Origin of the sequence: Rhizobium sp. NZLR1 (assembly GCF_017357385.1) — a bacterium.
Lineage (GTDB): Bacteria > Pseudomonadota > Alphaproteobacteria > Rhizobiales > Rhizobiaceae > Rhizobium.
Genome location: NZ_CP071633.1, coordinates 753769 through 778864, shown reverse-complemented (window position 1 = coordinate 778864; position 25096 = coordinate 753769). Strand labels below are relative to the sequence as shown.

At 61.4% G+C, this 25096-nt stretch carries 19 protein-coding genes; 8 read left to right on the top strand and 11 right to left on the bottom strand.

Features of this window, described 5'->3' with window-relative positions; genetic code table 11:
* Positions 1 to 10 precede the first annotated feature (10 nt).
* Positions 11 to 2533: a hypothetical protein gene (locus J3O30_RS26095; RefSeq protein ID WP_207584678.1), complete on the bottom strand. Its 2523-nt coding sequence runs from the start codon at positions 2531 to 2533 to the stop codon at positions 11 to 13.
* A 191-nt stretch (positions 2534 to 2724) separates the two neighbouring features.
* On the opposite strand from J3O30_RS26095, the gene J3O30_RS26090 reads away from it, so the two are divergent.
* From J3O30_RS26090 to J3O30_RS26080, 3 genes are all read left to right on the top strand, one after another.
* Positions 2725 to 4011, top strand: a complete 1287-nt coding sequence (locus J3O30_RS26090) for an ABC transporter substrate-binding protein (RefSeq protein ID WP_207584677.1) — start codon at positions 2725 to 2727, stop codon at positions 4009 to 4011.
* Between the two features lie 174 nt (positions 4012 to 4185).
* Entirely contained in the window at positions 4186 to 5547 is a 1362-nt protein-coding gene (locus J3O30_RS26085; RefSeq protein ID WP_207584676.1) for an MFS transporter, read from the top strand.
* 169 nt (positions 5548 to 5716) lie between these two features.
* Positions 5717 to 6979, top strand: a complete 1263-nt coding sequence (locus J3O30_RS26080) for a DUF3422 domain-containing protein (protein WP_207584675.1) — start codon at positions 5717 to 5719, stop codon at positions 6977 to 6979.
* Between the two features lie 91 nt (positions 6980 to 7070).
* Here J3O30_RS26080 and J3O30_RS26075 read toward each other — a convergent pair whose 3' ends face one another.
* The 6 genes from J3O30_RS26075 to J3O30_RS26050 form a co-directional block, all read right to left on the bottom strand.
* Positions 7071 to 9215, bottom strand: coding sequence for a methyl-accepting chemotaxis protein (locus tag J3O30_RS26075; protein ID WP_207584674.1), 2145 nt, complete (start codon positions 9213 to 9215; stop codon positions 7071 to 7073).
* A 16-nt stretch (positions 9216 to 9231) separates the two neighbouring features.
* Positions 9232 to 10161, bottom strand: coding sequence for a substrate-binding domain-containing protein (locus J3O30_RS26070; RefSeq protein WP_207584673.1), 930 nt, complete (start codon positions 10159 to 10161; stop codon positions 9232 to 9234).
* A 195-nt stretch (positions 10162 to 10356) separates the two neighbouring features.
* Positions 10357 to 11241 carry a carbohydrate ABC transporter permease gene (locus tag J3O30_RS26065; protein WP_207584672.1) on the bottom strand — a complete coding sequence of 295 codons (885 nt, stop codon included), beginning with the start codon at positions 11239 to 11241 and terminating at the stop codon, positions 10357 to 10359.
* Positions 11231 to 12157: a sugar ABC transporter permease gene (locus tag J3O30_RS26060; protein ID WP_207584671.1), complete on the bottom strand. Its 927-nt coding sequence runs from the start codon at positions 12155 to 12157 to the stop codon at positions 11231 to 11233. Before J3O30_RS26060 ends, J3O30_RS26065 begins: the two co-directional genes overlap by 11 nt.
* Before the next feature lie 128 nt (positions 12158 to 12285).
* Positions 12286 to 13506 (bottom strand): sugar ABC transporter substrate-binding protein, encoded by a 1221-nt coding sequence (locus tag J3O30_RS26055; RefSeq protein WP_207584670.1) that lies wholly within the window; start codon positions 13504 to 13506, stop codon positions 12286 to 12288.
* A gap of 49 nt (positions 13507 to 13555) precedes the next feature.
* The gene (locus J3O30_RS26050; protein ID WP_207584669.1) at positions 13556 to 14869 is read right to left on the bottom strand and encodes an alpha-L-fucosidase; all 1314 of its coding nucleotides are present in this window, start codon (positions 14867 to 14869) and stop codon (positions 13556 to 13558) included.
* Between the two features lie 205 nt (positions 14870 to 15074).
* Here J3O30_RS26050 and J3O30_RS26045 point away from each other — a divergent pair, with 205 nt between their 5' ends.
* The 5 genes from J3O30_RS26045 to J3O30_RS26025 all read left to right on the top strand — a co-directional run bounded on the left by J3O30_RS26045 (position 15075) and on the right by J3O30_RS26025 (position 20167).
* Complete coding sequence (locus J3O30_RS26045) at positions 15075 to 16082, top strand: LacI family DNA-binding transcriptional regulator (RefSeq protein ID WP_207584668.1); 1008 nt, start codon at positions 15075 to 15077, stop codon at positions 16080 to 16082.
* A 245-nt stretch (positions 16083 to 16327) separates the two neighbouring features.
* Positions 16328 to 17059, top strand: coding sequence for a FadR/GntR family transcriptional regulator (locus J3O30_RS26040; protein ID WP_207585190.1), 732 nt, complete (start codon positions 16328 to 16330; stop codon positions 17057 to 17059).
* 287 nt (positions 17060 to 17346) lie between these two features.
* Positions 17347 to 18360 carry an ABC transporter substrate-binding protein gene (locus J3O30_RS26035; protein ID WP_207584667.1) on the top strand — a complete coding sequence of 338 codons (1014 nt, stop codon included), beginning with the start codon at positions 17347 to 17349 and terminating at the stop codon, positions 18358 to 18360.
* A 95-nt stretch (positions 18361 to 18455) separates the two neighbouring features.
* Positions 18456 to 19274: an ABC transporter ATP-binding protein gene (locus J3O30_RS26030; RefSeq protein WP_207584666.1), complete on the top strand. Its 819-nt coding sequence runs from the start codon at positions 18456 to 18458 to the stop codon at positions 19272 to 19274.
* 11 nt (positions 19275 to 19285) lie between these two features.
* Positions 19286 to 20167: an ABC transporter permease gene (locus J3O30_RS26025; protein ID WP_207584665.1), complete on the top strand. Its 882-nt coding sequence runs from the start codon at positions 19286 to 19288 to the stop codon at positions 20165 to 20167.
* A 101-nt stretch (positions 20168 to 20268) separates the two neighbouring features.
* Here J3O30_RS26025 and J3O30_RS26020 read toward each other — a convergent pair whose 3' ends face one another.
* Genes J3O30_RS26020 through J3O30_RS26005 form a run of 4 tightly spaced genes read right to left on the bottom strand, consistent with a single transcriptional unit; the run spans position 20269 to position 25037 of the window.
* Entirely contained in the window at positions 20269 to 21669 is a 1401-nt protein-coding gene (locus J3O30_RS26020; protein ID WP_207584664.1) for a sensor histidine kinase, read from the bottom strand.
* A complete protein-coding gene (locus J3O30_RS26015) occupies positions 21659 to 22327 on the bottom strand; it encodes a response regulator (protein ID WP_007635395.1) in 669 nt (222 codons plus the stop codon). The genes J3O30_RS26020 and J3O30_RS26015 overlap by 11 nt, the downstream gene beginning before the upstream one ends.
* A gap of 56 nt (positions 22328 to 22383) precedes the next feature.
* The gene (locus tag J3O30_RS26010; RefSeq protein ID WP_207584663.1) at positions 22384 to 23229 is read right to left on the bottom strand and encodes a carbohydrate-binding protein; all 846 of its coding nucleotides are present in this window, start codon (positions 23227 to 23229) and stop codon (positions 22384 to 22386) included.
* 11 nt (positions 23230 to 23240) lie between these two features.
* A complete protein-coding gene (locus J3O30_RS26005; RefSeq protein ID WP_207584662.1) occupies positions 23241 to 25037 on the bottom strand; it encodes a heparinase II/III family protein in 1797 nt (598 codons plus the stop codon).
* Positions 25038 to 25096: the final 59 nt, after the last annotated feature.

Sequence of the window (25096 nt, the reverse complement as noted above, 5' to 3'; positions counted from 1 at the left end):
GCCCTATCTTTCAGGAGTAGAACGGTCTGTCAGCGCCGGCGCCGGAGGCCGCACTGTCGTGGGTGAGGATCGGGTGCGGCTGATCATGCGTGAACGGCCGGGGCTGGCCGGCGATCGAAAGACCGTCGGCATAGGAGAGAGAGATCGCCGGGCCACCCGGCGGCGTCAGCGCAAGGCACCGAAGCGCGGGATCGAAGGATACCGTCGTCTGGCACAGGCGCTCGAGGAAGGCTTTGAAGGCGTCGCCATTGCCGCACCCAACGATGGCCGCCCAGCCGCAGAGCGGCCCATAGGAGCGCGCCTCGCGACCGCCGGTCGGGCCGTCGGTGATCAGTTCCAACCCGTTCGAGGCCCAGAGGGCGGAAAATCCCCTGCCCGATCGCGCGATCAGCCACTTGTCTTCGATGATGAGATCGTCGAGCCCATCGCGGCCGATATAGGCATGCATCCATGCATGCCGTGCGTCGCAAGTATCTTCGATCAGGAGGGCGACGTCGCGATGCTGGGCGACGCGGGGCAGGATGCCGTTGCCGGCCCAATAGGATGGCCTTTGATTGCCCCAGGGATCGTCCTCGCCGGGATGATTGACCCAGAGTCTCGCCATCGGATGGCCGGCCAGCCTGATATCGAGAACATGCTGCTGGTGCCCCTTCTGGCCAGTCTTGTGATCAATGACCGTCGAAAGCTGCGCCGCCTCGTTCTTGAACAGCACGAGTTTGCCGCTCTCAAGCCCCTGGCTGTAACGCGCCTCGACGCTTCTGCCCCGCGAAAGTGCTGCAAGCTCGGCGAGATCGGCGGGCGGCTCGTAGCCGCCGGCGCAGAACATGGTCAACGCGGCGACACCGTTGTTCAGCCAACCAGTTCCGAAGGCGACCTGGGCGAAAGGCGCGAGCTCGGTCAGCGGGCCGGCGCGCAATTCCTTGTCGTAAGCGCGGCCCTGCGAACCGGCCGGAACGCCGGCCAGAGTATGAAGAGCGATCATCCGGAAGATGAGGTCGATCTGCCCGCGAGAACGATCGGCGATCTCGCTCTCGGCCCAACGTTCCAATGCGAGCAGGCCGATGAAATCGATCGGGTAATAAGCGGCCGAATTCCACTCCGCCAGGCCATGGGCCTCGACGCTGTCGAACCAGCGCCCGAGGCGCGTGACGGCGAGTTCCGCCTGCTGCCGTCCCGTCCGCCCCGAAGCCGAGAATACCGCGTCGGGGAGAAGAAGCCCGGCCAGCAGCTGACTGGTATGGAAGCAGAGCACGTGGTTCTCGCTCCAGAACCACATCGCGTCATTGCCCGGCTCGTCGACCCAGTAACGGTAGGAGAGAACGGAACGGCGGATGCGTTCGACCGTCGCCTCGGGCATCCGGTCGCCATAGGCGCCGAGCAGCCACAAGAGCGGCACCATAATGAAATCAGAGCAATCCTCCCGTGCCTCGATCGAGGCAAGTGTCGCGTCGACGATGCGGTCGAAGCTTTCCTGGTCTTGATGGCCGATTTCCATCATCGCGATCAGGCGCCCGGCGCGGTTGGCGCCGAAGCGGGCGCTGTATTCCAACGCCTGCTGCTTGCGGGCGGCAAGCGACGGCTCGGGCGGCAATGGCGAAATGCTGCTCATGAACGCGGCATCGATGACGCGGCTGACCGAACCCGGGCCGGAGCCGATCGTCATGTGGATACCGTGATAACCGTCGGCAATGCCGCAGATATCTTCGGCGATCAGACGGCTCTGATGGGCGCGCAGGGTCAGTTTCGAATGGGCGAGAACGGGCCGCTCGTGGCCATGGCCGACGACCTTGAGTTCCACCGGCAGGTCGCGCTCGGGCGCCGTGTCGAAGATGATCTCCAGCGGCTGGTTGACGAAGACGTCGCGGGCCGGCCGCACGCCGCGTGACAGCGCTTCCAGCTCGCGCACCTCGTCCTGATCAAGCGATACCGGCAGCAGCACGCAGAGCGGCTCCTTGTCCAGCATTTCGAGCTCGAAGAACCAGGTCGTGTCGCGCTCGGCAAGATCTTCGGTATGGACGAGAATCTCATTGTCGCCGGCATCGAGCGACAGCGCTATTTCAGTTGCGCTTTCGGTGTTGCGCTTGAAGGGCTCGAAGCGCACCGTCTCCTGCCCGTTGACCCAGATGCGAACGCCGCCGCAGGTCTTGAGCGCGAGATTGAGCGTGCGCGGAGCTTCCGTCCTGAACGTGCCCTTCAGCCATCGCCTGATATGCGTCGGCACATGCCAGAAGCTGGTAAACTCGACGCGGCGGTTCGAGCACGGGAGATACAGGCTTTCGGTCGGCCAGGACGTGTCGGCGATGAGCGCCCGCCCCACCATGGTCGACCAGAAGGCCTTGCGACACGGCAGGTCGCCGACGTCGACGAAACCGTTGATGAAGCGATAGTTCACGCGATCTTCGGCGAGCGCCGGCTCGCCGGGGAAATAGCTGGCGATGAGGCCCGAAACGGCCCATGCCGTTATCGTCTGGCCCTCGGCCACGCTATAAGCCGGCGCCACGTCACCCGGCTGCTTGATGCTTTCCGTTTTCACAGATCGCCTCCTCCGCAATCAAATGAAAATATTTTCATTATGTTATTCGAGTGCTTGATTTTTGAAAATTGCTCAAAAACATCGCTATTGGCATAGAAAATAGCTTGACGGAATGAATGTCAAGTATATGAAATTCGCCTATCGACGGTTTATGCCGCGATTGATGAAAATGTTTTCATGGGAGGATGAAAATGAAAACCTGCCTTTCAGGGGCTTTCGCACTGGCGCTTGCCACCGTTTCTTTTGCATGGTCCAGCGTGGCCATGGCCGAAACCCAGACGATCACCTTTCTCTTCACCGACGACGACCAGGCTTACGTCGAGCGGATGGAAGCGCTGAGCAAGGAATTCGAGACCGCGCATCCAGACATCAAGGTGAATTTCGTCTCGTCGGGTTATGATGCGGTCGCCAAGCAGCTGCCGGTGCAGCTTGCCGTCGGCGAAGGCCCGGATATCGCCAAGATCACCGATTGGCAGCTGGCGCCCTACTATCTCGATATGCGCCCCTTGATGAAAGACCCGGATGGTTTCGCCAAGCTGCACGGCGACAGCCTGAACACGCTTCGTTTCCCGGGCGTCAACGATCCGAACTCAATCAACGGCTATGTCGCGTCGCAGACCTTCAACCTGCCCTTCGTCAACAAGACGCTCTTCGAACAGGCTAAGGAACCGCTTCCGAAGCCGACCGCCACCTTGAAGGACATCGTCGAAGCTTCCGCGCGCGTCGCCAAGGCGACCGGAGCCCAGATCCCCTTCACGATGGACCGCTCGGGCCACCGCTTTTCCGGCGCGGCCTTCTCCTACGGCTCGAACTACGTCAAGGACGGCAAGTTCGCCTTCCCCGACGACGCCGCCAAGCACTACATCACCGATCTCTATAACTGGACGAAGGACGGCTCTTTCCCGAAGGAAATGTGGGGGGCGGCCGGCGGAACCCAGTACAAGAACATGGGTGACGAGTTCGTCAACGGCAATGTCGTGACCTATGTTGCCGGCAACTGGATGGTCAATCCGTTCCAGAAGAAGATCGGCGACGCCTTCGACTGGACGGCGATCAACGCACCCTGCGGCGATGCCGGTTGCTATGCGATGCCGGGCGGCACCGCGATCGTCGGCTTCAAACGCACCAAGTACCCGCAGGCCGTAGCCTCCTTCATCGAGTTCCTCGGCTCTGAAAAGGTCCAGCGTGAAATCGCCGAAAACTACGTCATCCTGACCGGCGCCGACATCAAGGACCCGCAGTACAAGCTCGAGAGCAAGAACGCCAAGGACGCCATGGCCGTCTTCCTTGCAAGCCGTGCCAGCGCACCGAAGGCAGCCCGCGACCTGGAACGCCTCAAGGGATCTTCGGCCATCTATCAGCTCATCGTCCAGCGCATGAGCCAGCTGATTGTCGGCGAGCTTTCCCTCGACGAGACATTCAAAGCGATGAGTGCAGACGTCGACAAGGTCAACGTGGCGCTCGCTGCCAACAAGTAACCGGCCGCGCCTGCGCCCTCCGCAGAATGCGCGCTGTACAGCCACGGTCTCGCAACGGGCCGTGGCTGATCGTTTTTTTTGCTCTGCTCACATTGCCGTCTCTAACAGTTCGATCGGTTTCGAATTGTCGATGACCTGAATCACGCTACGTCTTGCCGATGGAAAGGTAGCGTCATGAATGTCATCGAACGAAACTCACGGTCCCGCTCGGACCTGAAACCTGCCGCTCTCGCCATTCTCTGCCTCGGCGTGATCGTGGCGCAGGTCGACACATCGGTCGTCAATCTGGCGGTCCAGCCGATAGGCCTCGCCCTCAAGGCGTCGGTCACGCAATTGCAATGGGTCGTCGACGCCTATAACCTCGTTTACGCAGCACTTCTCATCAGCGGCGGTCTGTTTGCCGATCTCTACGGCCGGCGCCGGATGTTCGTCATCGGCTGTGCTGTTTTTACCCTGGCGAGCCTCGCCTGCGCCTTTGCCCCGACCATCGCGATGTTAATCGTGACCAGGGCCTTGACGGGCCTCGGCTCCGCCCTCCTCCTGCCCGCGTCGCTTTCGCTGATCCGGGTCATCTACCGGGATGAGAAGGTCCGCGCACAGGTGCTCGGAATCTGGGCCGGCTGCAATGGGATGTCGCTTGCCTTCGGTCCGACTCTCGGCGGCGTCCTGATCCACGATTTCGGTTGGCGATCCGTCTTCTTCGTCGTCATCCCGATCGCGTTGATCGCGGCGGCAGGAGCGCGGCTTTTCATTCCGGAAAGCGCGGATCGGCAAGGCAGGTCCTTCGACCTGCCGGGTCAATTGCTGGGGATCGCATCCCTCACCGCCCTTACCCTCACCGCGATTGAATCATCGCATCTGCCGCCACTATGGACTGCGCTCCTGGCAATCGGCGGCGCGGCTCTCCTGCTGCTCTTCGTCATGGTGGAGAAGCGCCTGGAGCAGACGGCCCTCGTTCCCATCTCAATGTTCCAGGACAGCCAGTTCCGCGGCGCAATGGCCGGAACGGCGGCGATGACCTTCGGCATGTATGGCACGCTGTTTCTCTTTCCGCTTGCCTCCTTGGGCCTCGGCCGCCTGGCCTCGATTCAAGCAGGACTGTCGCTGTTGCCGATGGCCCTCAGCTTCATCGCGATCTCACCCTTCTCAGGCTCGATCTCGGAGCACCTGGGGAAGAAACGCACCATATCGGCAGGGCTGACGCTGATGGGCATGGGCAACCTCCTGCTCGGCGCGTCCTTCCTGGCCGACTGGTTCATCGCCGAAGAGATCGGACTGCTGCTGACCGGAGTCGGCATGGGCATGGCGACCGGGCCTCTGACCGCGGTCGCGGTTTCAACCGTGAGCGCCGATCGCGCCGGCACGGCGAGCGCCCTGATAAACGTTGCCCGCATGGTGGGCGCGACGATAGGCGTCGCCTTACTCGGAGCGATTTTCGCCTTCCTGGGAGAAGCCGAAACCGGCTTCATCGTCGCGATGTCGGCCGGCGGCGGCGTACAATTACTGGGGAGCTTCGTTGCCTGGCGCTCACTCTGAACGCACGGCTGGGCGACTGGTGCGAAGGCGTCGTGACACGAGCCTCCTGAGAGGCTATAGGCGTTGTCAGCCTTGGCCAGCCCCAGGCGCCATGTCAAATCATAAGCGCCGGCACCCGGTCATTACGCCGGCGACCCAGCGACTGTCTACCGTATAGAGGTGCATCTCCATGCCGATGGGTTCCGAGCATCCGCTGCGCAGGGAGCTTCACAACGAGTTGCATGCCCGGCCGTCGCTTTATTTCGATGGCGACACCGATGTCTGGCATGTCGCGATCGTCGGCGACAATGCCCCTCCCTCGATCCTGGAGCGCCTGCCGGGATTGGAAGATGTCACTATGACCCTCGGGGGCAACCACGGCATCGGCCGCGTCGGCGCCGGTCGGCTGAAGTGGGAGGCGCATACCGAGTTCCTGACCCTCACCTTCGTCGTTCCCGCTTCGTCCGAACCCGGCAGCAATCCGCCGGAAGCCTTTCAGGCCTGTTACCGTCAGATCGAAGGAAAGGTCATGGCGGCCATCCGAGTGCTGGTGCGCGACGAGAAGGATGGACAGCGTCTCGAAAAACCAAAGCTGGACTATGTCGCATCCCAGGTCGGCGGCGGCGATGCGGAAGTGCATTCGAACTTCCGCCTGACCGACAGCGGGTTCGTCGAATTCCTGTTCTTCAACCGCAACCTCAACGCCTATCGCACCGGCCGCATGGTCCGGCGTTTCCTGGAAATTGAGACATACCGGATGATGGCGCTGCTGGCGTTACCGATGGCGCGCGAGACCGTCTCGAGGCTCTCAGCTTTTGACCGGCGCCTCGATCTGCTGATCGCGCATATGCAGAGCGCCATCAAGGTCGACAAGGCGCTGCTGTCCGAGGTGACTAGGCTCTCTTCCGACGTGCTGAACTTCTCCGCACTCGCCCGCCACCGCTTCGGCGCGACGAAAGCCTATGCCGAGATCGTCGCGAGCCGGCTCTCCGAGCTCAGAGAAGAGCGGGTCGAACAGAGGCAACGGCTGGGTACGTTCATCGACCGGCGCTTCCAACCGGCTGTGCGCTCGGTCTATGCGGCAGAGCGGCGCCTCGATGAACTGGCCGAACGCGTCAGCCTGGCCGGAGACTTGCTCAGAACCACCGTGCAGGTTCAGCTCGAAGATCAGAACGCCTCGCTGCTGACGTCGATGGAAGAGCGGGCCCGCATCCAGGTGCATATCCAGCAGGCGGTCGAAGGCTTCTCCGTCATTGCCATTACCTATTACACCGTCGGCCTGGCGAAGATTTGCCTCGAAAGCATTTCCGAACTGGGCGTCGATCCGCACGTGACAAAACTCGCTGTTCTCGGCGCTATCCCGCTCGTGCTCTTCGCCGTCTGGACCGCTGTCCGTCATGTGCGCAGGAGCATCGCCGGTGCGCCGCACGGCCCGGCAGCCGAAAGCCACTGACGCCGGGCCTACCACACCGCGTCCACCGAAATAGGCAGGAGCGGCGCCGCCCTTCCAGCGGCGCTCCTAGATTATCTGCATCAGCAGAGCATCACGATGCCATTGCGTAGTGGCGATGGTCCGATGCCCGGCCGCTGCTCGTCCTGAACCGCAGCAGCAGCTGGGCAAGGCTTTCGGTTTCCTGTGTCAGGCTCTGGGCGGCCGCCGTGGTTTCTTCGACCATCGCGGCGTTCTGCTGCGTCACCTTGTCCATCTGGTCGCCGGCGGCCGAGACCTCGCGCAGGCTCGTCGCCTGTTCGCGGGCGGCAACGGCGATCTCGGCGACGGTCGCATTCATCGCAGTGACCTGCTCGACGATCTGTTCGAGCGAGAGGCCGGATTGGCCGACCAGCTCGACGCCGGTCTTGACCTGCGCCGAGGAGGTCGAGATCAGTTGCTTGATCTCCCTTGCCGCATTGGCAGAACGCTGGGCGAGTTCGCGGACTTCCTGGGCGACCACCGCAAAACCCTTGCCTGCTTCACCGGCGCGCGCGGCTTCGACGCCGGCATTCAGCGCCAGCAGGTTGGTCTGGAAGGCGATCTCGTCGATGACGCTGATAATGTTGCCGATCTTCGAGGACGAATTCTGGATCTCCGTCATCGCGTCGATGGCGCGGGCGACGATCTCGCCGCCCTTTTCGGCATTGGTGCGGGCCGTCGCCACGACAGCCTGGGCGCGGCCTGCGCCCTCCGCCGTGCCGTTGACGCCGCGGGTGACGTCGCCGAGTGCTGCGACCGTTTCTTCCAGGGAGGCTGCCTGCTGCTCGGTGCGGCGGGCGAGATCGTTGGAGGCCGTGGAGATTTCCGACAGACCGGACCGGATGGTGGCGACCGCGCGAATGACGGAGTCGACGGCTTCCTCGAGGCTCGCGACCGAGTTGTTGAAATGATCCCGGATCCTGACGTAGCGATGGTCGACTTCGCCGACGCGGACGGTGAGATCACCCTTCGACAACGCATCGAGGCCGACGGAGATCTGGCGGAAGGCATGTTCCATCACCTGCGCATCGCTGAGCCGCTCGGCCTCCTGGCGGAGCCGCTCTTCTTCGGCGGCCAGGCGAGCCCGTTCGGCATTGGCTTCCGCGATCAGCTTGGCGCGGCCGGTCTCCTGGAACACCTTCAGCGAACGCGCCATGGCGCCCAGCTCATGGCGGTGCTCGACGCCCGTTATCGTGATCCCTTCCTCGCCGCGGGCAAGCTGCTCCATCGCCTGGGCCATGTTGCGGACCGCCGAGGAAATCAGCCGGCCGACGAAATAGGAAAGCACGAGGCCGATGACGATCAACAATCCGCTGATGGCCAGCGTCGTGCTGGTCGCGGAGGCAACCGTTGCGTCCACCGAACCATCCAGGGTCTTCTGCGCCCCCGCGACAGTTGCCTGCAAGTCCTTGAAACCGCCTGATATTCTCGGTGCAAGCACGCCGAGCTGCGTCTGGCGGATGTTGCCCGAGGCCTGCAGGACGTCCTTCATGTCGCCGAGACGGGCGGTGTAGTTCTGCATGAGCTGGCCGGCGCCCATCAGGCGCTTCTTCTGCAGCTCGTTCTTCGCGGCCTTGGCGGCGGCTTCATTGAGGCTGACCGCTTCGGCAAGTGCAGCTTGCGCCGTGTCATAGGCCGCAAAATCGTTGGAATGCACGAAGCGCTCAGAGAAATAGAGACTGCGGTTCAAGGCCTCCAGCGTCGCCGCCGTCATTTGCAACAGGGCCACATCGTTCTGGCGCCAGGCGCTTCGCACGACGTCGTTGAGAGCAATGCTGGTCCAAGGGCCAAATTCGGTGACCTTGGAGATCAAGGCGTCACGCCGGGCCTGAAGAGAAACGATCTGTTCGAAAGCCTTGCCATAGGCAGCAATGTCCTGGCGGATCGCGGCAAGGCCGGATTGCAGGTCCTTGTTGCCGGCAAAACGCGGGTCGTCGGCGTCGAACGCCTTCACGCCGGCACGGAAGCGGTCGACGACATCCTGCGTCGGCGTAGAGCGGAAAGCTTCAGCCGACATCTGAATCTCGTTCAGCTGGTCGCTGTAGTCCGATATGGCGAGGCTCTGGCCTGCCGTGGTGCGATAGGAGGCGAAAATCGAGGCGAGCCCATTCATGCCAGAGATCGCGCTGACCGTGAGCAGGCTCATCAATAGGATCAGCGGCACGAAGCCGGAGGTGATCTGTGCGCGAATGCCGAATTTATTCCAGAAATGCAACATCATAGTCCTCTTATGCTCACTGGCTCTTCGGCAGATACTGGGCAATGGTCTCAGGTGTGACGAGCTCGAAGGGAACGTTGTTTTCGCGCGGCACCTTTTCCTTATTGACGAGCTTCACGGCAGCATCGACAGCCGTCGCCCCCTGCCCGACGGCGCTCTGGAGAATGGTGACGTCGAGATCGCCGGCCACCATCGCGGCCAGCGCGTCGTCGGTCGCGTCGACGCCGGCGACGACGACGTCCTTCATCGGGATATTGGCCTTCTTCATGGCGCGGATCGCGCCGAGCGCCATTTCGTCATTGTTGGCGATGACGGCATCGAATTTGACCCCGGCCGCGAGCCATTCCTGCATCTGCTGGTCGGCATAATCGCTTGACCAGTAAGCGGCCTGCCGTTCGACGATCTGAAGGCCCTTGCAGTCAGGCGTGGCGATGACGTCGGAAATGTCCTGGGTGCGTGCGCGGGCGGCCGCATGGAAGGGTTCGCCCATCAGCACGACGACGCGGCCTTTGCCCTTAAGGAGGGAGCAGACCTGCTTCGTCTCCAGCGTTCCGGAATCCTTTTCGTTGGAGGCGACCACCACCTGATTGTCCGGCAGGTCCAGCAGGTTGGAGGGGACGTTGTTGATATAGACCAGCGGAATGCCTGCATCTGCGGCCATCTTGGTCATTTGCGGCCCGAGGTCGCCATCGGAGACCGCAAGGATAATCGCGTCGACCTTGTCGGCAATGAGCTTCTGAACCTGCTTCTTCTGCAGCTCGTTGTCGCCCTTGGCATTCTCGGTGACGAGCTTGAGGCCGGATATCGTCTGCCCATGCGCGACGACACCGTTTAGAAGCGCCGTTCTGAATTTGTCGAGATCGGACATCGAAACCCCGATCGTCTGGGCATTGGCGGCAGAGATCGATATCGCCAGGGCGATGGATGCAAGCGTGGCCGTTTTCATGAGTTCCCCTGGGCAAGTCGGATAGAACTGCGTTATTTCAAATTTTGGTTAAATTTTACTTTTCGACGCGAAGCAAAAGTTAAGCGCGAGTGTATTTTGCGGCGCGGGAGCGCCATCTTCGGCGGCCACCAGCCGAACTTGACCAGCTTCGCGTCGAACCTGACGCGGCACGCTCTAATCTGTTTTTTATATAAATTATCGTCCGCCGAAGCCGGACCCGACGGAGATGCCTTTGTAGATTATCCTCTGCATCACGATGGCTAGGATGACGCCCGGCAGCATGGAAATCGTCGCACCCGCCATGATGTAATTCCACGAAGTGCCCTGCTGCGTCTGGAACAGGGTGAGCCCGAGCGGCAGCGTGGCTTTTTCGACGCCGCTGGTAGCGATCAGCGGCCAGAGGAAACTCTTCCATTGCGCGATGAAGGTGAAGAGCGACAGCAGGCCGATCGCCGGCATGGCAAGCGGAACGATCACCGTGACCAGGATACGCAGGCGCGAAGCGCCGTCCATCATCGCCGCCTCGTCGAGATCCTTGGGAATGCCGAGGATAAACTGCCTCAGCAAAAACGTGCCGAAGGAAGAGAAGGCGACCGGCAGGATCATGCCGTGATAGGTATTGATCCAGCCGAGCTTGCTGACCAGCAGGAAGAGCGGGATGACCAGCATCACCTGCGGGATCATCAGCGTGCTCAGATAGGTGAGCAGCAGCCCTTCCCGCCCGGGAAACCTCAGCCGAGCGAAGGCGTAGGCGGAAAGGCATGAAACCGCGACCACGATCGCCGTCACCCCACAGGCGACAATAATGGAATTCAACAGGAAGGTTCCGAACGGCAGCGAAACGAAGGCATCGACGAAGGTGCCCCACTGATACTCCTCGGGCAGAATGTGGACCGGCACGGCCATCACTTCGGCGTTGGAGCGCACCGCGTTCGACACCATCCAGAAAAATGGGAAGAGGAAAAGCAGCGCGACCAGCGAAATTCCCGCATAACTCATAAAGGTGCCGACGCGCCGCAGGATGCGCTTCCGATCCGCAGAGACGGAATGCGGATGCCGTGAGGTCGGGTTAGTCGTCATAATGCACCCATTTGCGCTGCATGTGGAATTGCAGAATGGTGAGCGCCATGATCATGACGAACATCACCCAGGCAAGAGCAGAGGCATAACCCATCTGGAAGTTGGTGAAGCCTTTCTGATAAATGGCAAAGCCGAGTGTGGCCGTCGCCGAGCCTGGGCCGCCGCGCGTCATCGCAAAGATCTCGTCGAAGACCTGCAGCGAAGTGATCGCCGTCATCACGGTGGCGAAGAAGACGGTCGGCGAGATGAGAGGCAGGCGGATGCGCCAGAATTGCTGCCAGGCATTGGCGCCATCGATCGTCGCCGCTTCGAGATAATGCTTCGGCACCAGATCGAGCGCGGCGTTGAACATCACGACGTTATAGCCGACATTCGCCCACAGCGTGACCAGGATGATTGCCTGCATGGCCCAGGTCGGGTTCAACAGGAAATTCGGCAGGCCGAGGCCGAGCGCGCGGATGACGGCGTCGGCCAATCCATCCGGCGTGAAGATCAGCAGCCACACTACTGACGCGGCGATCGTCGGCGTGAAGGTCGGCAGGAAGAAGATCACCCGGAAGATCGCCTTGCCGCGTTTCAGGCTCGATATCCACACCGCAAGCGTCAGCGAGACGGCAATGTTCAGCGCCAGATATTCGACGGCGAAGAACAGCGTATTGCGCAAGATGGTGTAAAACGCCGGATCGACGGTGAAGAGCTTGATGTAATTCTGAAAGCCGACGAAGGACGGCGTCGAGATCAGCTGCCAATTGGTGAAGCTCAGCGCTAGCGACGCCAGGATCGGCAGAGCCATGAAGATCATGAAGCCGAGGAAGCTCGGCAGCAGGAACAGCATGGCAGTCTGGGTCTCGGGCATCAGAAAGCGCCGTGGCTGACCGGGCTGCAGCGGAATTTCGGCGACGGCGCTTTGCGACATGTCTTCCTCCATGCGTGACAATCTCGCCTGGCGAGAGCTGGCGCATGACCCGTAAATCGAAATCAATTGTCCGAACGATCATGCGCAGATCCAAAGCGACGGCGCGTCTTCTCAGACGCGCGGGCGCTCTATTGTTGCGCAAGGCTCTGGATGGACTCCATCGTCTGCTTGGCGTCGGCGCTGCCGCCGAAGGCCGGCGGGAAATACTGGTTGAACAGGTTTTCGACCGCCGCCCAGTTGTTGGTGATCACGTAGGGCACGGAATGCGCCAGGGAATAGTCGATGGCCTCGCCGCCATTGGTAATGTCCTTGGCCGCTACCTTGTACCACGAGGGTTGCGAAGCCGTGCGCGCCGGCAGCGCACGGCCCTGCTCGGCAAGATACTGCAGCGCCTCCGGGCTGGTCAGCACCTGGATCGCCTTCCACGCCGCATCCTTGTTCTTGCTCGTCGTGGCGATGCCGAAACCTGAGCCCGCCGTGACGGCGGTAAGCTCGCCGTCTCCGCGCGGCAGGGAGGTAGAACCAATTTTGAACTTGACTTTGTCCTTCATGCCAATGATTGACCACGGACCGTCGATATACATGGCGACATTGCCCGAATAAAACCGACCTTGGATGACCGTGCCGGCATCGGCGCTCGACGGCACCAGCGGCGCGACCTTGTCCTTGGCGGCAAAGCCAATCACCCTATCGGCGGCAGCAACGGCACTCGGATTGGTGAGGTCTAGCTCTCCTGCGTCGTTGACATATTTATCGCCCCAGGCGGCGGCCAGAACCGAATAATTGGTCGGGGTGATGCCAAAGCCGTATTTACCGTCCTTGGTCAACTTCTTGGCGGCATCGGTAAATTCGGCAAGCGTCCAGCCCGGCTTCGGCAACGGAACGCCGGCAGCTTCGAGCGCGTCCTGGTTATAATAGATGACCCACGGACCGACGTCGTAAGGCAAGCCGTAAAGCTGCTTGTCGACAGACATGCCGCCGATGATCGAGGGCGTAAAGGCGCCGACGTCGAACTTGTCGGCCGCGATCCGCTCATTCAGAGGCTCGAGCAGCGAAACAAAATTCGGCATGCGCAGCGACTGCATGGAAACGATGTCGGCGAGCTGTCCGGATGCCGCCAGCACCGGCAGCCGCGTCCAGTAGTCGACCCATCCCGTCGTCGTCAGCGTCACCTTGATATCGGGGTATTTGGTGGTCACCATGTCGGCCAGGTGCTGCCAGCCCTTGGTGTCGGCATCGGAACCGGTCCACATCTGCCAGGTCAGGTTCACCTGCTCGGCCGATGCGGTGGTGGCCAACAGACTGCCGCCGATTGCGGCGAGCAAAAGCGTTTTCTTCAGAACCTTCATGGGTTTCTCCTCCCTCCATGACGCAATGAACGTGCGGATGCGACCGAGCTCACACCTTGAGGATGATCTCGATTACCGGAACGGTGACATCAGGTCGCCGGACCGGCAGTTCGAGCATGATCATGCCTTCCGGCACCATCACGCCGATATTGGAATCCACATCCCTCGTGTGGTTGAGCCAGCGCACTTCGCTGGCATCGTGCAGGAACTGCGCATAGGCGATCTTGTCGGCGAGGCCCTCGATATGAACGTGGCGGTAGGGCCAGTTGTAGACATGCAGATAAAGGCGGTTGCCGCGCTGGGTGTAGCGGCAGCCGGCCGGCACCGGCAGCTCTGATGGCCCGGCCCCATAAATTGAGCGCCCGTTGACGGCCATCCAGTTCTGGTAAACCTCCAGCGCATCGATGGCGCGCGCATCGAGCGCGCCGCGCCCAGTCGGACCGACATTCATCAGCAGGTTGCCGCCGAGCGCGACGGAATCGATCAGCAGTTGGATGATCTGTTCCGGGCTCTTCCAAGTATCCTCGTCACGGTGATAACCCCAGGAGCCGCTGAAGGTATGGCATGCCTCCCAGAGCACCCCCTGGCTGGCGATAGCTGGCGCCACGCGCGGCGTATATTGCTCTGGGGTCGTTACATCAGGCAGCTTGCCCGGTGGCAGATCGAGGCGGTTGTTGACGATGATTTCGGGCTGCAACTCGCGCACCAGCTCGATCAGTTGTTCGCTCTCCCAATCGGCACGCCCCTTGCCCGGCAGACCGTGATATTCGCGGCCGGGATAGCTGAAATCGAACCAGATGATGTCGATGCGGCCGAATCCGGTCAGAAGCTCGCGCACCTGTTCGCGCATATAGGCGGCGTAGTTGGCGATCTTGCGGTCGGCGTTCAGCGCCTTGGCGTCAGGATGGTTGCGCAAGGGATGGTGGACGTCGATCGGAAAGTCCGGGTGGTGCCAGTCGAGCAGCGAATAATAGAAGCCGATCTTCAGCCCCTCGGCGCGAAACGCCTCGACCAGGGGCGTCAGCAGGTCCTTGCCGCAAGGTGTGTTCGTCGCCTTGTAATCGGTGACCTTGCTGTCCCAGAGGCAGAAACCCTCGTGATGCTTGGTCGTCACCACGACATATTTCATACCGGCCAGACGGGCGCGTCGAGCCCATTCCTTGGGATCGTAGAGATCGGGATCGAAATTGTCGAAATAGCGCTGGTAGTGCTCGTCGCTCAGCTCCTCGCGGTTTTTCAACCACTCATGGCGGGCTCCGAGCGCATAGAGGCCCCAATGGATGAACATGCCCAAGCGGTCCTGGCTGAACCAAGCGTGCTTGTCCGATGCCGAATTTTCCAGCTGGCGTGCCGCTATCGTCACAGGTTTCTCCTCCCTGTTTCCGGTTCGTTAAATCATCGAACCGGTTCGGTGGCCAGATCATCCGCCGCGAGTTTCGAGCTGTCAAGCCGAAATCCATCTAGTTCAAGTCGGAATCTCGCCCGCATGTTGCCGCTTTTGCCGTCAACGTGTTGCACCGACAAATAAAATCTGCCATAAATAACCTATAGAACCGGTTCGACAAAAAATGACCACCATACGTGATGTAGCGCGTCTTGCGGGGGTTTCGATCTCGACCGTCTCGCTCGCGCTCAACAGTCCGAAGCGGGTCGGCGCCGAGACGCTCGATCGCATCCAGCAGGCGATAAAATCGACCGGCTACCGTATCGATCCGGTGGCCCAGACGCTGGCGCGCGGACGCAGTTCGCTGATCGGTTTTGTTTCGGCCAATCTCGGCAATATGTTCTTCGGCGACATCCGCCGCGAAATTGAACACCAGGCGCTCGATCACGGCTATTTCGTCCTGATCGCCGACTCCTCCGGCAGGGCCGATCTTGAACGGGCGCTGCTGGAGCGGCTGGAGGCACAGAAGATTGCCGGCATTGCCTTGGCAGCCAACGGGCGCGGCGAGGAGTACGCAACCTTCCTGCGCGACTTCAAGACGCCGATCGTGATGTTCGACCAGAAGGTCGAGGGCGCAGAACGCGATTTCGTCGGCTCCGACAATCCGTTGACGACAACTATCCTGACCGAACATCTGCTGCAGCTCGGCCACCGGCGCATCGGCTTCATCTCCGGCCCAAGCGGCCTGCACACCGCCGACGAACGCCTGAAAGGCTTCATGGATACGATGGCCGGCGCCGGCGCGGACATCGACCCTTCGCTGGTCGTCGAGGGCGGCTACACCAGGACCGGCGGCCATGCGCAGGCGATGCGGCTCTTAACCCGCCGCGACCGGCCGACCGCCATCATCGGCGCCAACAATATGACGGGGCTGGCGGCCCTGCAGGTAATGCAGGAGATGGGTTTCCGCTGCCCTGACGACGTGTCGCTGGCAATGGTCGACGACGTGCCCTGGAGCAACGTCATCACGCCGCGCATCACCATGGTGGTTCAGGATGCACCGAAGCTCGGCGAACTGGCCGCACAGCGTCTGCTGGCAAGAATAGCCAGCCCCGAGGCCGCCGCAGAGCCGCCGCAGGATTTCATCCTGACGCCGAGATTTGTGCGCGGGGAGTCGACCAAGCGCCTCTGAATCGCCCCTCCCTGAACTCTCTTAGTGAGGCGAAGGAAGACGCGGTGCGCGGGCGGATACCTCGCTAACGCCGAAGAGATCTTCTGGGTCGCAGCACCCTACCCGGCAAAACAGGCAAGCAACGGGTGCCGTTCTTCATTGAAAGACGATGCGATTTGTCATACATGTGTGATGAATCGAGATTTCGCATGCCACCAAACTCGGCGGCGTCCGGATCCAGCCGATGCAAGGGGCGAGGCGTGGCTATGCAGGTGAAGGATCGCGGTAAGGGCTCGGGGTCGCTGGTCTCGCGGGTCGGCGAGAGCCTGCGACAGGCAATATTGAGCGGCCAGTATTCTGCCGGCGACAAGCTCCCGAGTGAGCATGAACTGACCGAAACACATCGCGTCAGTCGGACCGTCGTGCGCGAGGCGGTGGCCGCACTTCGCTCCGACGGGCTCGTCGAAGTACGCCAGGGCGCCGGCATCTTCGTGGTTGGCGCCGATCTGGGCGCGGCGCTCTCCGGGCGCAACGACAAGGCCCGTGTCGCCTCCGACTTGGAAGTGCTCGAAATCCGAACCCCCGTCGAAATCGAGGCGGCCGGACTTGCCGCCTTGCGCCGCTCGCCGGCGCAGGAGGAAGCGATCTTCGAATGCCACCGGAAGATCCTCCAGTGCATCGAGACGGATCAATCCATCCGCGAGGCGGATCTCGAACTCCATGTCGCGATCGCCGAGGCGACCAACAATCCACTGTTCAAGCACTTCCTTCAATCCCAGGGGTCAGCGATCATCCCGCAATCGAGACTTGTCCCGGAAACAAGGACTGCCGAGCAGACCGCCTACCGAAAGCTGATCCACAGGGAACATGAAGCAATCATCGTTGCGATCTCCGACAGGGACGAGCAGGCTGCCCGCAACGCCATGCGTGAGCACCTGGTCGGCAGTCAGACGAGGTACCGCAACCTGCTGAAGGACCTGCGGAGTTTTGCGACCTGAGTCCAACGAGAAGCCCCCGCCGCACGGCAGGCTTTTCGACAGTCACGACCAACCCATCCAAAAATCGACGCCGAAAGCGACTTTCCCGGCAATTTGAGCAGGCTCCTCCATTGTATGGAAGCGCGCGCAACGCGTTTTTCGGCGTGTCGCATGGATTGGACGCGCTATTTGACCCTTCTGCGGCTGAAAGCTAGTTGAAAGCTTCGACGTCATAGGAAAGGGCAGCATCGTGGAGGAGCACGGTCAAGGTGGCCAGACGACGATGCAAGCACCAGGAGGAGATTTCCATGCGTTCTTCACGCAGCCTTTTTCAAACCGTAGCCCTTTCCACGCTTTTCGCTGCAGCATCTTTCGCTGCGAGCGCCGCAAACGCAGCCGACAAGATCACCATCATGGTCGGCGGCTATGAAAAGCAGATCTATCTGCCGGCCAAGCTCGCCGAATCGCTCGGGTACTTCAAGGACGAAGGCCTCGACGTCGAACTCCTGAACGAAGCTGCCGGCGTCGATGCCGAAAACCAGCTGCTGGCGGGCGCCGTCCAGGGTGTTGTCGGCTTCTACGACCATTGCGTGGACCTGCAGGCCAAGGGCAAGTTCGTCGAATCTCTCGTCCAGTTCAGTCAGGCGCCGGGTGAGGTCGAGATGGTCTCGAGCAAGCATCCGGAGATCAAATCGCCGGCCGATTTCAAGGGCAAGACCCTCGGCGTTACCGGCCTCGGCTCTTCCACCAACTTCCTGACGCTCTTCATGGCGTCGAAGGCCGGCCTGCAGCCGGGCGACGTCGTCACCGTTCCAGTCGGTGCCGGCGGCACGTTCATCGCCGCCATGCAACAGGATCAGATCCAGGCCGGCATGACGACGGAACCGACGATCTCGCGCCTGATCAAAACCGGCGAAGCCAGCGTTCTCGTCGACATGCGCACGGTCGAATCGACCCGAAAGGCGCTCGGCGGGACCTATCCGGCCGCCTCGCTCTATATGGAAACCGCTTGGGTCGATGCGCACAAGGACGAGGCACAAAAGCTCGCCAACGCTTTCGTGAAGACCCTGCGCTACATCAACACGCATTCTGCCGCCGAGATCGCAGACAAGATGCCGAAGGACTTTTACGTCGGCGACAAGGACGGCTACATCAAGGCTTTGAACGACGGCAAGGGCATGTTCACCACTGATGGTGTCATGCCGGAAGACGGTCCGAAGACCGTGCTTGCCGTGCTCTCGGAATTCTCCAAGAACGTCAAAGGCAAGCAGATCGACCTTTCCAAGACCTACACGACGGAATTCGTCAAGAACGTCAAGTAACGCGTGATATCGCTTCCGGCTTCAGCCGGAAGCGGCCTCCGATCGATCCATGGGCATTGCGTGCACGCGCCCTAAGGCACGCCTCAGGTATCATCATGCAACATGACAACAAGCAGATCCCGGCGATCGAGCTGATCAACGTCAGCCGGCGCTTCGTCTCGCCGACCGGAAAATCCCTCACAGCCTTGCGCGATTTCAACATGACGGTTGCCCGCGGAGAGTTTGTCGCCGTCGTCGGTCCTACCGGATGCGGGAAATCGACGACGCTCAACCTCGTGACCGGTCTCGCACGCCCAAGTGCCGGCGAAGTCCGGCTGATGGGCGGGCCCATCACCGGCATTGACCCGCGTGTCGGCTTCGTATTCCAGACCGACGCGCTCTTTCCCTGGAAGAACGTCATCGACAATGTCATGGCCGGTCCACTGTTCCGCGGAAAGTCCCGCGCCGAGGCGGAAAAGAGCGCCCGCGACTGGATCGCCCGTGTCGGTCTTTCGAAATTTCTCCATCACTACCCCCACCAGCTTTCGGGCGGCATGCGCAAGCGCGTCTCGCTGGCGCAGACCTTCATCAACGAGCCCGAAATCCTGCTGATGGATGAGCCGTTTTCGGCGCTCGACGTGCAGACCCGCACAGTCATGCATGAAGAGCTCTTGAAGCTTTGGGCGGAGCGAAAGGCCTCGGTAGTGTTCGTGACCCACGATCTCGAAGAGGCTGTGGCGCTCGCGGATAAAGTCTATGTGCTGACCGCCGGCCCCGCGACGGTCAAGTCGGTCTACACGATCGATCTCCCACGCCCGCGCGTCGTGTCGGAAATCCGCTACGAGCAGAGCTTCATCGACTATTGCAAGACGATCTGGGAGGACCTCCGCGAAGAGGTCGAGACCAGCTACCGCCGCGCAAGCGAAGCGGCCTGAGGGAGGATATCATGGCACACACCACTCTTGAGGCCGGTTCGGCCACCATGTTTCGGCCGGGCACGTCTGATACAGAAATCGAGGCGTCGGCGCTGAAGGCGATGCGTCAGCGGAAATTTCTGGTGCGTTTCTGGCAGATCGCCATCCTGGTCTTCGCGATCGGCATGTGGGAACTCTCCTCCAATATGCAGTGGATCGACCCGTTCTTCTATTCGAGCCCGAGCGGCGTCGTTCAGCGCCTCTATGAATGGGCAACGGAAGGCACCACCGAAGGTTCGCTGTGGTACAATCTCTGGGTGACGATGGAAGAGGCGCTGATCGGCTTCTTCGCCGGCTCGATCACCGGCGTTTTCGTCGGCGTCGGCCTCGGCCGCAACCGCTTTCTGTCGGACATCTTCTCCGTCTACATCAAGGCGATCAACTCGATACCGCGCGTCGTTCTCGCCCCCATTTTCATCATGATCATGGGCCTCGGCCTGCCCTCCAAAGTCGCTCTCGCCTTCATCATGGTGTTCTTCGTCGTGTTTGCAAACGCCTTCCAGGGCGTGCGCGAGGCCGACCGCAATATGATCGCCAATGCCCGCATCCTTGGGGCCTCGGACTGGCAGGTGACCCGCGCGGTGATCATTCCTTCGGCGATGAGCTGGATCTTCGCCAGTCTGCACGTGTCCTTCGGTTTCGCGATCATCGGCGCAATCGTCGGCGAATTCGTCGGCGCCCGGTTTGGCATCGGTCAGCTCATCTCGATCGCCAAGGGTACGTTCGATGCGGCCGGCATGTTCGCGGCAATCCTCCTCGTCATGGTCGTCACGCTTGTTGCGGAATACATCATGACGTTGGTCGAGAACCGTCTGGCGAAGTGGCGGCCGCAGCAGCACCTCGACACGCAGTAAACAGATCGATCCTCCCTAGGCAGATCGTACTGAAGGCCGGGCGCCATGCCCGGCCTTCTTTCATTGATGCAGTCAATCTTGAAAGGAACCTCGCCTCGGGTTCAGGTCAGCGGAAGCCGCACGGTAACGACAAGACCGCCGCCATCTGCATCATCGAGCGAGACTGAACCTCCCGCACCTTCGACGACCTCCCGGACGATCGCAAGCCCAAGACCGCTGCCCTCCGCTTCGGTCCCCATGATCCGGTAGAACCGTTCGAAAACCTGCTCCCGCTCCCCGTGGGGAATCCCCGGCCCGCTGTCCTCGACGGTAACGACGGCGTTGCCGTCCGCTTGCCCGACCGTGACGGTCACCCGTCCGTTCGGGCTGGTATAGCGGATCGCGTTGTCTATGAGGTTGACCAGCATCTCGCGCAACATCGTCCCGTCGCCTTCGACGATGACGGGACCATCCGCTTCCAGACCGACGTCGATGTTGCGCCTCAGCGCCTCTTCAGCATGCGCCTCCAAAATCTCACGGGCTGCCTTGCTGAGGTCGGCAGCGTCGCTGCGCGGGCGCCGGCTTCCGGGCTCGGCGCGTGACAAGGTAAGGAGTTGGCTGGCGAGACGCGAAATCTGCTTCGTGCTTGTGCGAAGCGCAAAGAGCGCCTCGTCGCGGCGACCCGCATCGTCTTCCCGGGCCGCCACGCTCGCCTGGGTCGAAATCAGCGCCAAGGGCGTTCGCAGCTGATGGGCAGCATTCGATACGAACCGTCGCTGCGCGGCCATCTGGTTCTGGACGCGCTCCATGTAGTCGTTGAGTGCGTGAACGAGCGGTTGCAGTTCGCTCTGCACCATCTCCGGCGGCAGCGGATCGAGACGGTTGCGACCGCGCTGTCGCACAGCGTCCCGCAGTCGCAGAGCTGGCGCCAGGCCCCGTTGAAGCCCGAGGATGGTTACCAGGCTTGCGACGAAGAGGAGCACAAACTGCTTCGAAAAGTCCGAGAGCCACAGCTGCCGTCGCATCGCGTACTGGCTGTTATGGGTCACGGCGACGGTCACGGAGATGGTGCCGTCATCGGGCAGCCCGACGACAGGATGGTCGAGCATTATGACGCGCACATCGGCGCCATGAAACGCGCGATCCTCACCTGCGCGATGGATGGCCGGCAACGGCAGGTCGGGAACGCCACTCACAAGACTGCCCCACGCAGTGATCACCTGATAGGACACCCGGTCACCGAAGCCTGTATCGAACATCTCCAGCGCGGAAGGCGGCACGTCCACTTGAACATTGCCGCCCTCGTCGACGCGGACGGCCTCGGCGATGACCCGGGCCGAGGCCAGAAGCGTTCGATCCGTCACCAGCTTTGCCGTCGCGTCGGCCGTCCAGAAGCTGTCGTAAAGATTGAAGCCGATGGCGCCGAGCAGGGTCAGCAGCACCCAGCAGAGCAGTTGCACCCTCAGGCTCCGGCTGAGCCGCGCGATCGTCGCCCCTACCTTTGTGACGACGCTACTGGACATGTCTGAGGAGATAACCGAGCCCACGCAACGTCGCGATCTGAACCGAGCTGCTCTCGAGCTTCTTTCGCAGCCTGTGGACGTAGATTTCGATGGCGCTCGGATCCGCCTCGTCGTCGAAACCGAACACGCTTTCAGAAAGCGTGGCTTTCGAGACGGTGGTGCCAAGCTTCATGACGAGCTGCTCAAGGACAGCATATTCTCGCGGCGTCAGTTGCAACAGCTCATCCGCGACGAAAAACTGCCGCGTCCCACCGGAAAAACGTAGGTTTCCGACGGTGATTTCCGACGATGCGCGATCCTGCCCGCGGCGCACCACCGCGCGGATTCTCGCTTCGAGCTCGGCGATTTCGAAAGGCTTGGCGAGATAATCGTCGGCGCCGCTGTCGAGCCCGGCCACACGCCCATCCAGGCTCGCATTCGCGGTCAAGATGATGACAGGCAGCTTGCTTCCCGACTGCCTCAATCGCTTCAAGAGCGTCAATCCGTCAAGCTTGGGCAGCGCAAGGTCGAGGATCATTGCCGAATACTCGGCCACCTTGAGCATATGCTCGGCGTCCTCGCCGTCATGGGCGATATCGATAGCATATTGCGCCTGTCGCAGGGCTTTCCCCAGCCAGGCCGCCAGATCCTTGTTGTCCTCCACCACAAGCAGTCGCATCCGACCTCCTTAGCATGGGCACATGCTCTGACGGAAGCGACGCGGTTTCTCTGCTATCAGGCGTGCTTAGCCTCGCCTTCGGTAGCAACGGCTGCGACGTTCCGGTCTCCGGCGCCCGGCGCTTCCGTTCCCCAGATTTCGACCTGCGTCAGCGCCGGATAAGGCGAGCCGTCCTCCGCCTTGATCAGGCCATGCATTTCGACCCATTCGACGATGCAAGGCTCGATGGAAAAAACCTGCGCGGCGCCGGATTTCACCAGCGGAAAAGAAGAGGTTCTGCCATTCGAGAAGGTGACGCTGGCTTTCTCCCACCAGGAATCATGCGGGAAATCGGCCCGGAGGTAGAAGACGATCTCGTTGATCCGGACGGGCCTGCCGAACTCCACGGTCAGCGCGGCTTGCGGATCGCGATTGATGCCCCAGCTGGTGTAGGGCCAGAAGCCATGATCGTCGTTGGCCTTTTCGCCGTCGATCGCGTTGCGCGCCGCAAAGACCGCTTCCCCTCGGGTTTCGACATTGGCGCGCGCATGCGGAAAAAGCGTCCGATTGGCGTGATCGTCCCAGGGGTTCAGGGCGAGATTGCGCCGCTGGGCGATCTCATCGGGCCGCGCGCTTTTTGCTGAAAGCCGATGGATATCACCCTTAAAGGCGTTCGGCGAATAGGACTTGCGCTTGTCGCCGAAGGGCACGGCGAAGCAATAGTCGCTTTCCCTGATATAGACGAGGCCGGGCTGGATCGCGCTGTCCAGCGCCAGGAACACATGCCCGAGTTCTGAAGCTTCTACGACGACGCAATCGCCCTCGCGATAGCTCTGGCGATAGACTAGAAACGTCTCGTCCTGCCCAGTGGAGCTTGCCAGCACGAACCCATTGGCGTCCGTGATCTTTAGCGTCAATTTCATGCTCGTCCTCCTCAGACGATCCGCAATCTCAGGACCCTGCCGGGAAACGATAGGCGCAGCCGGTAGATTTTTTCCGGCCAGGCCGCTCTCAGCCTGATGTCGTCCACGTCGATCTCATCGATTTCGATCGGCCCACTGCCGTCGGCGAAAATGCTGCCGAGATCGGCGAGATCGATCCTGTCCGAGGTTACGGTCGGTGCCAGGCATGTCATCAGCGACAGGATGGCCGGCTTGCCCCCGTCATAGGTGTCGACGATCTCGACATGGCGGCCACGCAGCAGGGAAACGACGCGACGGTAGCTGTGCAACTGCGCTTCGGCGGGATAGGCGCCAGATATATCGAGAGAGATGCGCGCGCTCTGCTCGTCATACCCGACCTCGACATTGCGCGCGCCGAGCGCTTCGCCGGCGGATTGCATGACGCCTGCGAAGGTCGGCAGGTTGTGAAAAGCCGACTGCATCGTCCATATCTCGTAGCGCTGCGCCGAAAAGGTCTTTGCAGTATAGGTCTCGACACCGACATCGATCAGCAACGGACGACCGTTCTTATAGAGCGTCACGCTTCCGACATCGTTGTGATTGTGGCCCTCGCCGTTGTTGCCGCCCTTGACGGCAAGCGAAAACTGCTCGTCGCGAGCGATGAACAGACCAATGCCGGGATAGAAGATCTCGCGCCTGCGCGCATGACGCGGGTGGACGGCAGCGGGAAGCGTCGGGCCGACCAGCAGTTCCTGCACGCGATACCAGAGGTTCCATTCCCCGGGCAGGTGCGGATTGTCGGCGGCGACCCTGTCGGCTGCGGCGAACTCGGCCAGCATCGGCGAGCCGACCGCTTGTCCGAACAGGTATTCCCGCGCACTGCAGGGTTCGACCACCGCGGAAGAATCGGCGAAGTTGAAATAGTAGCGGCCGGCGACATGCATGTTGGCGATATATTCGGCCATGTTGCGGACCTTCGGCTGCTGCCAGAACCTGGCAAACAGGCCCGGGGCCACGGTATCGAGGATGGTCAATGCACCGTGGAGGCAAAGCGCGGCGTGGCGGTAGTAGACGACGCCCTCCTCGCAGGCGCCGTCCTCGGCGTAGTCCTTCAGGAAAGCATCAAGACTGCCGAGTGCCTTTCTGACGACGGCGTGGCGCGTCGCCTGATCTGTTTTCAGCGAAAAGACCGTCAAGAGGACGTTCTGGGTTATCCATGCCGTCCAGTTGTTCATCCGCTCATCGTCGCGGCCCATCCACCAGAAATGCCGGGCGAGATAGGGCGTAAGGATGCGGGCCTCGATCTCGCGGTCCACCCGTGCGGTGATCTCGGGGCTGATGCCGTCGAGTTCGTCGCCGAGCAAGGCCACGATAGTGGCAAGCAGGGCAGCCGTTTCGGCTGCGAAGAGATCGACGACCGGTTGCGAATTGTCGGGTAGCGGCAGCCGCGCGCCGCTGCGTTCATAGGCATTATGCGCCGGAAGCTGCCAGCCGCTTTCCTCGACGATCAGGAAGATGCCGTCGACGATCTTCGGCAGGAACCGGGCTGCACCTTCGATAAGTTCGCCAAGCACCAGATTGTTGAGCATCCGGCGCCGTGTGAAATAGAGCTCCTCGAAGCGCGAACGGTTGCCCGTCGCGGTGAACGCCCGGTAGTCCGACGCAGTGATAACAGGCCAGGCCCGCGCCAGAGTCTCTTCGGCCTCCCGAACGACCAGTTCGCGCGTCGCCTGCGGCACGGAATTCCATCTGACGCGATCGGAGCAGACCGCCCCGGGCGTGAAATCGCCCAGCACATCCGGCAGCTCTCCTGAAATCTGACTGAACATGTCTCTCCCCGTACCGGAAAAGCATTGATGGACGTCTGCTTTCCCGCCCACTTATCATA

Bases quoted from the DNA above. Each gene is read 5' to 3' on its own strand.
- J3O30_RS26015 (WP_007635395.1), bottom strand. From the start codon at position 22,327: ATGCGACTGCTTGTGGTGGAGGACAACAAGGATCTGGCGGCCTGGCTG.
- J3O30_RS26025 (WP_207584665.1), top strand. From the start codon at position 19,286: ATGGCACACACCACTCTTGAGGCCGGTTCGGCCACCATGTTTCGGCCG.
- J3O30_RS26010 (WP_207584663.1), bottom strand. From the start codon at position 23,229: ATGAAATTGACGCTAAAGATCACGGACGCCAATGGGTTCGTGCTGGCA.
- J3O30_RS26040 (WP_207585190.1), top strand. From the start codon at position 16,328: ATGCAGGTGAAGGATCGCGGTAAGGGCTCGGGGTCGCTGGTCTCGCGG.
- J3O30_RS26090 (WP_207584677.1), top strand. From the start codon at position 2,725: ATGAAAACCTGCCTTTCAGGGGCTTTCGCACTGGCGCTTGCCACCGTT.
- J3O30_RS26055 (WP_207584670.1), bottom strand. From the start codon at position 13,506: ATGAAGGTTCTGAAGAAAACGCTTTTGCTCGCCGCAATCGGCGGCAGT.
- J3O30_RS26035 (WP_207584667.1), top strand. From the start codon at position 17,347: ATGCGTTCTTCACGCAGCCTTTTTCAAACCGTAGCCCTTTCCACGCTT.
- J3O30_RS26020 (WP_207584664.1), bottom strand. From the start codon at position 21,669: ATGTCCAGTAGCGTCGTCACAAAGGTAGGGGCGACGATCGCGCGGCTC.
- J3O30_RS26030 (WP_207584666.1), top strand. From the start codon at position 18,456: ATGCAACATGACAACAAGCAGATCCCGGCGATCGAGCTGATCAACGTC.
- J3O30_RS26075 (WP_207584674.1), bottom strand. From the start codon at position 9,215: ATGTTGCATTTCTGGAATAAATTCGGCATTCGCGCACAGATCACCTCC.
- J3O30_RS26070 (WP_207584673.1), bottom strand. From the start codon at position 10,161: ATGAAAACGGCCACGCTTGCATCCATCGCCCTGGCGATATCGATCTCT.
- J3O30_RS26060 (WP_207584671.1), bottom strand. From the start codon at position 12,157: ATGTCGCAAAGCGCCGTCGCCGAAATTCCGCTGCAGCCCGGTCAGCCA.
- J3O30_RS26080 (WP_207584675.1), top strand. From the start codon at position 5,717: ATGCCGATGGGTTCCGAGCATCCGCTGCGCAGGGAGCTTCACAACGAG.
- J3O30_RS26045 (WP_207584668.1), top strand. From the start codon at position 15,075: ATGACCACCATACGTGATGTAGCGCGTCTTGCGGGGGTTTCGATCTCG.
- J3O30_RS26085 (WP_207584676.1), top strand. From the start codon at position 4,186: ATGAATGTCATCGAACGAAACTCACGGTCCCGCTCGGACCTGAAACCT.
- J3O30_RS26005 (WP_207584662.1), bottom strand. From the start codon at position 25,037: ATGTTCAGTCAGATTTCAGGAGAGCTGCCGGATGTGCTGGGCGATTTC.
- J3O30_RS26065 (WP_207584672.1), bottom strand. From the start codon at position 11,241: ATGACGACTAACCCGACCTCACGGCATCCGCATTCCGTCTCTGCGGAT.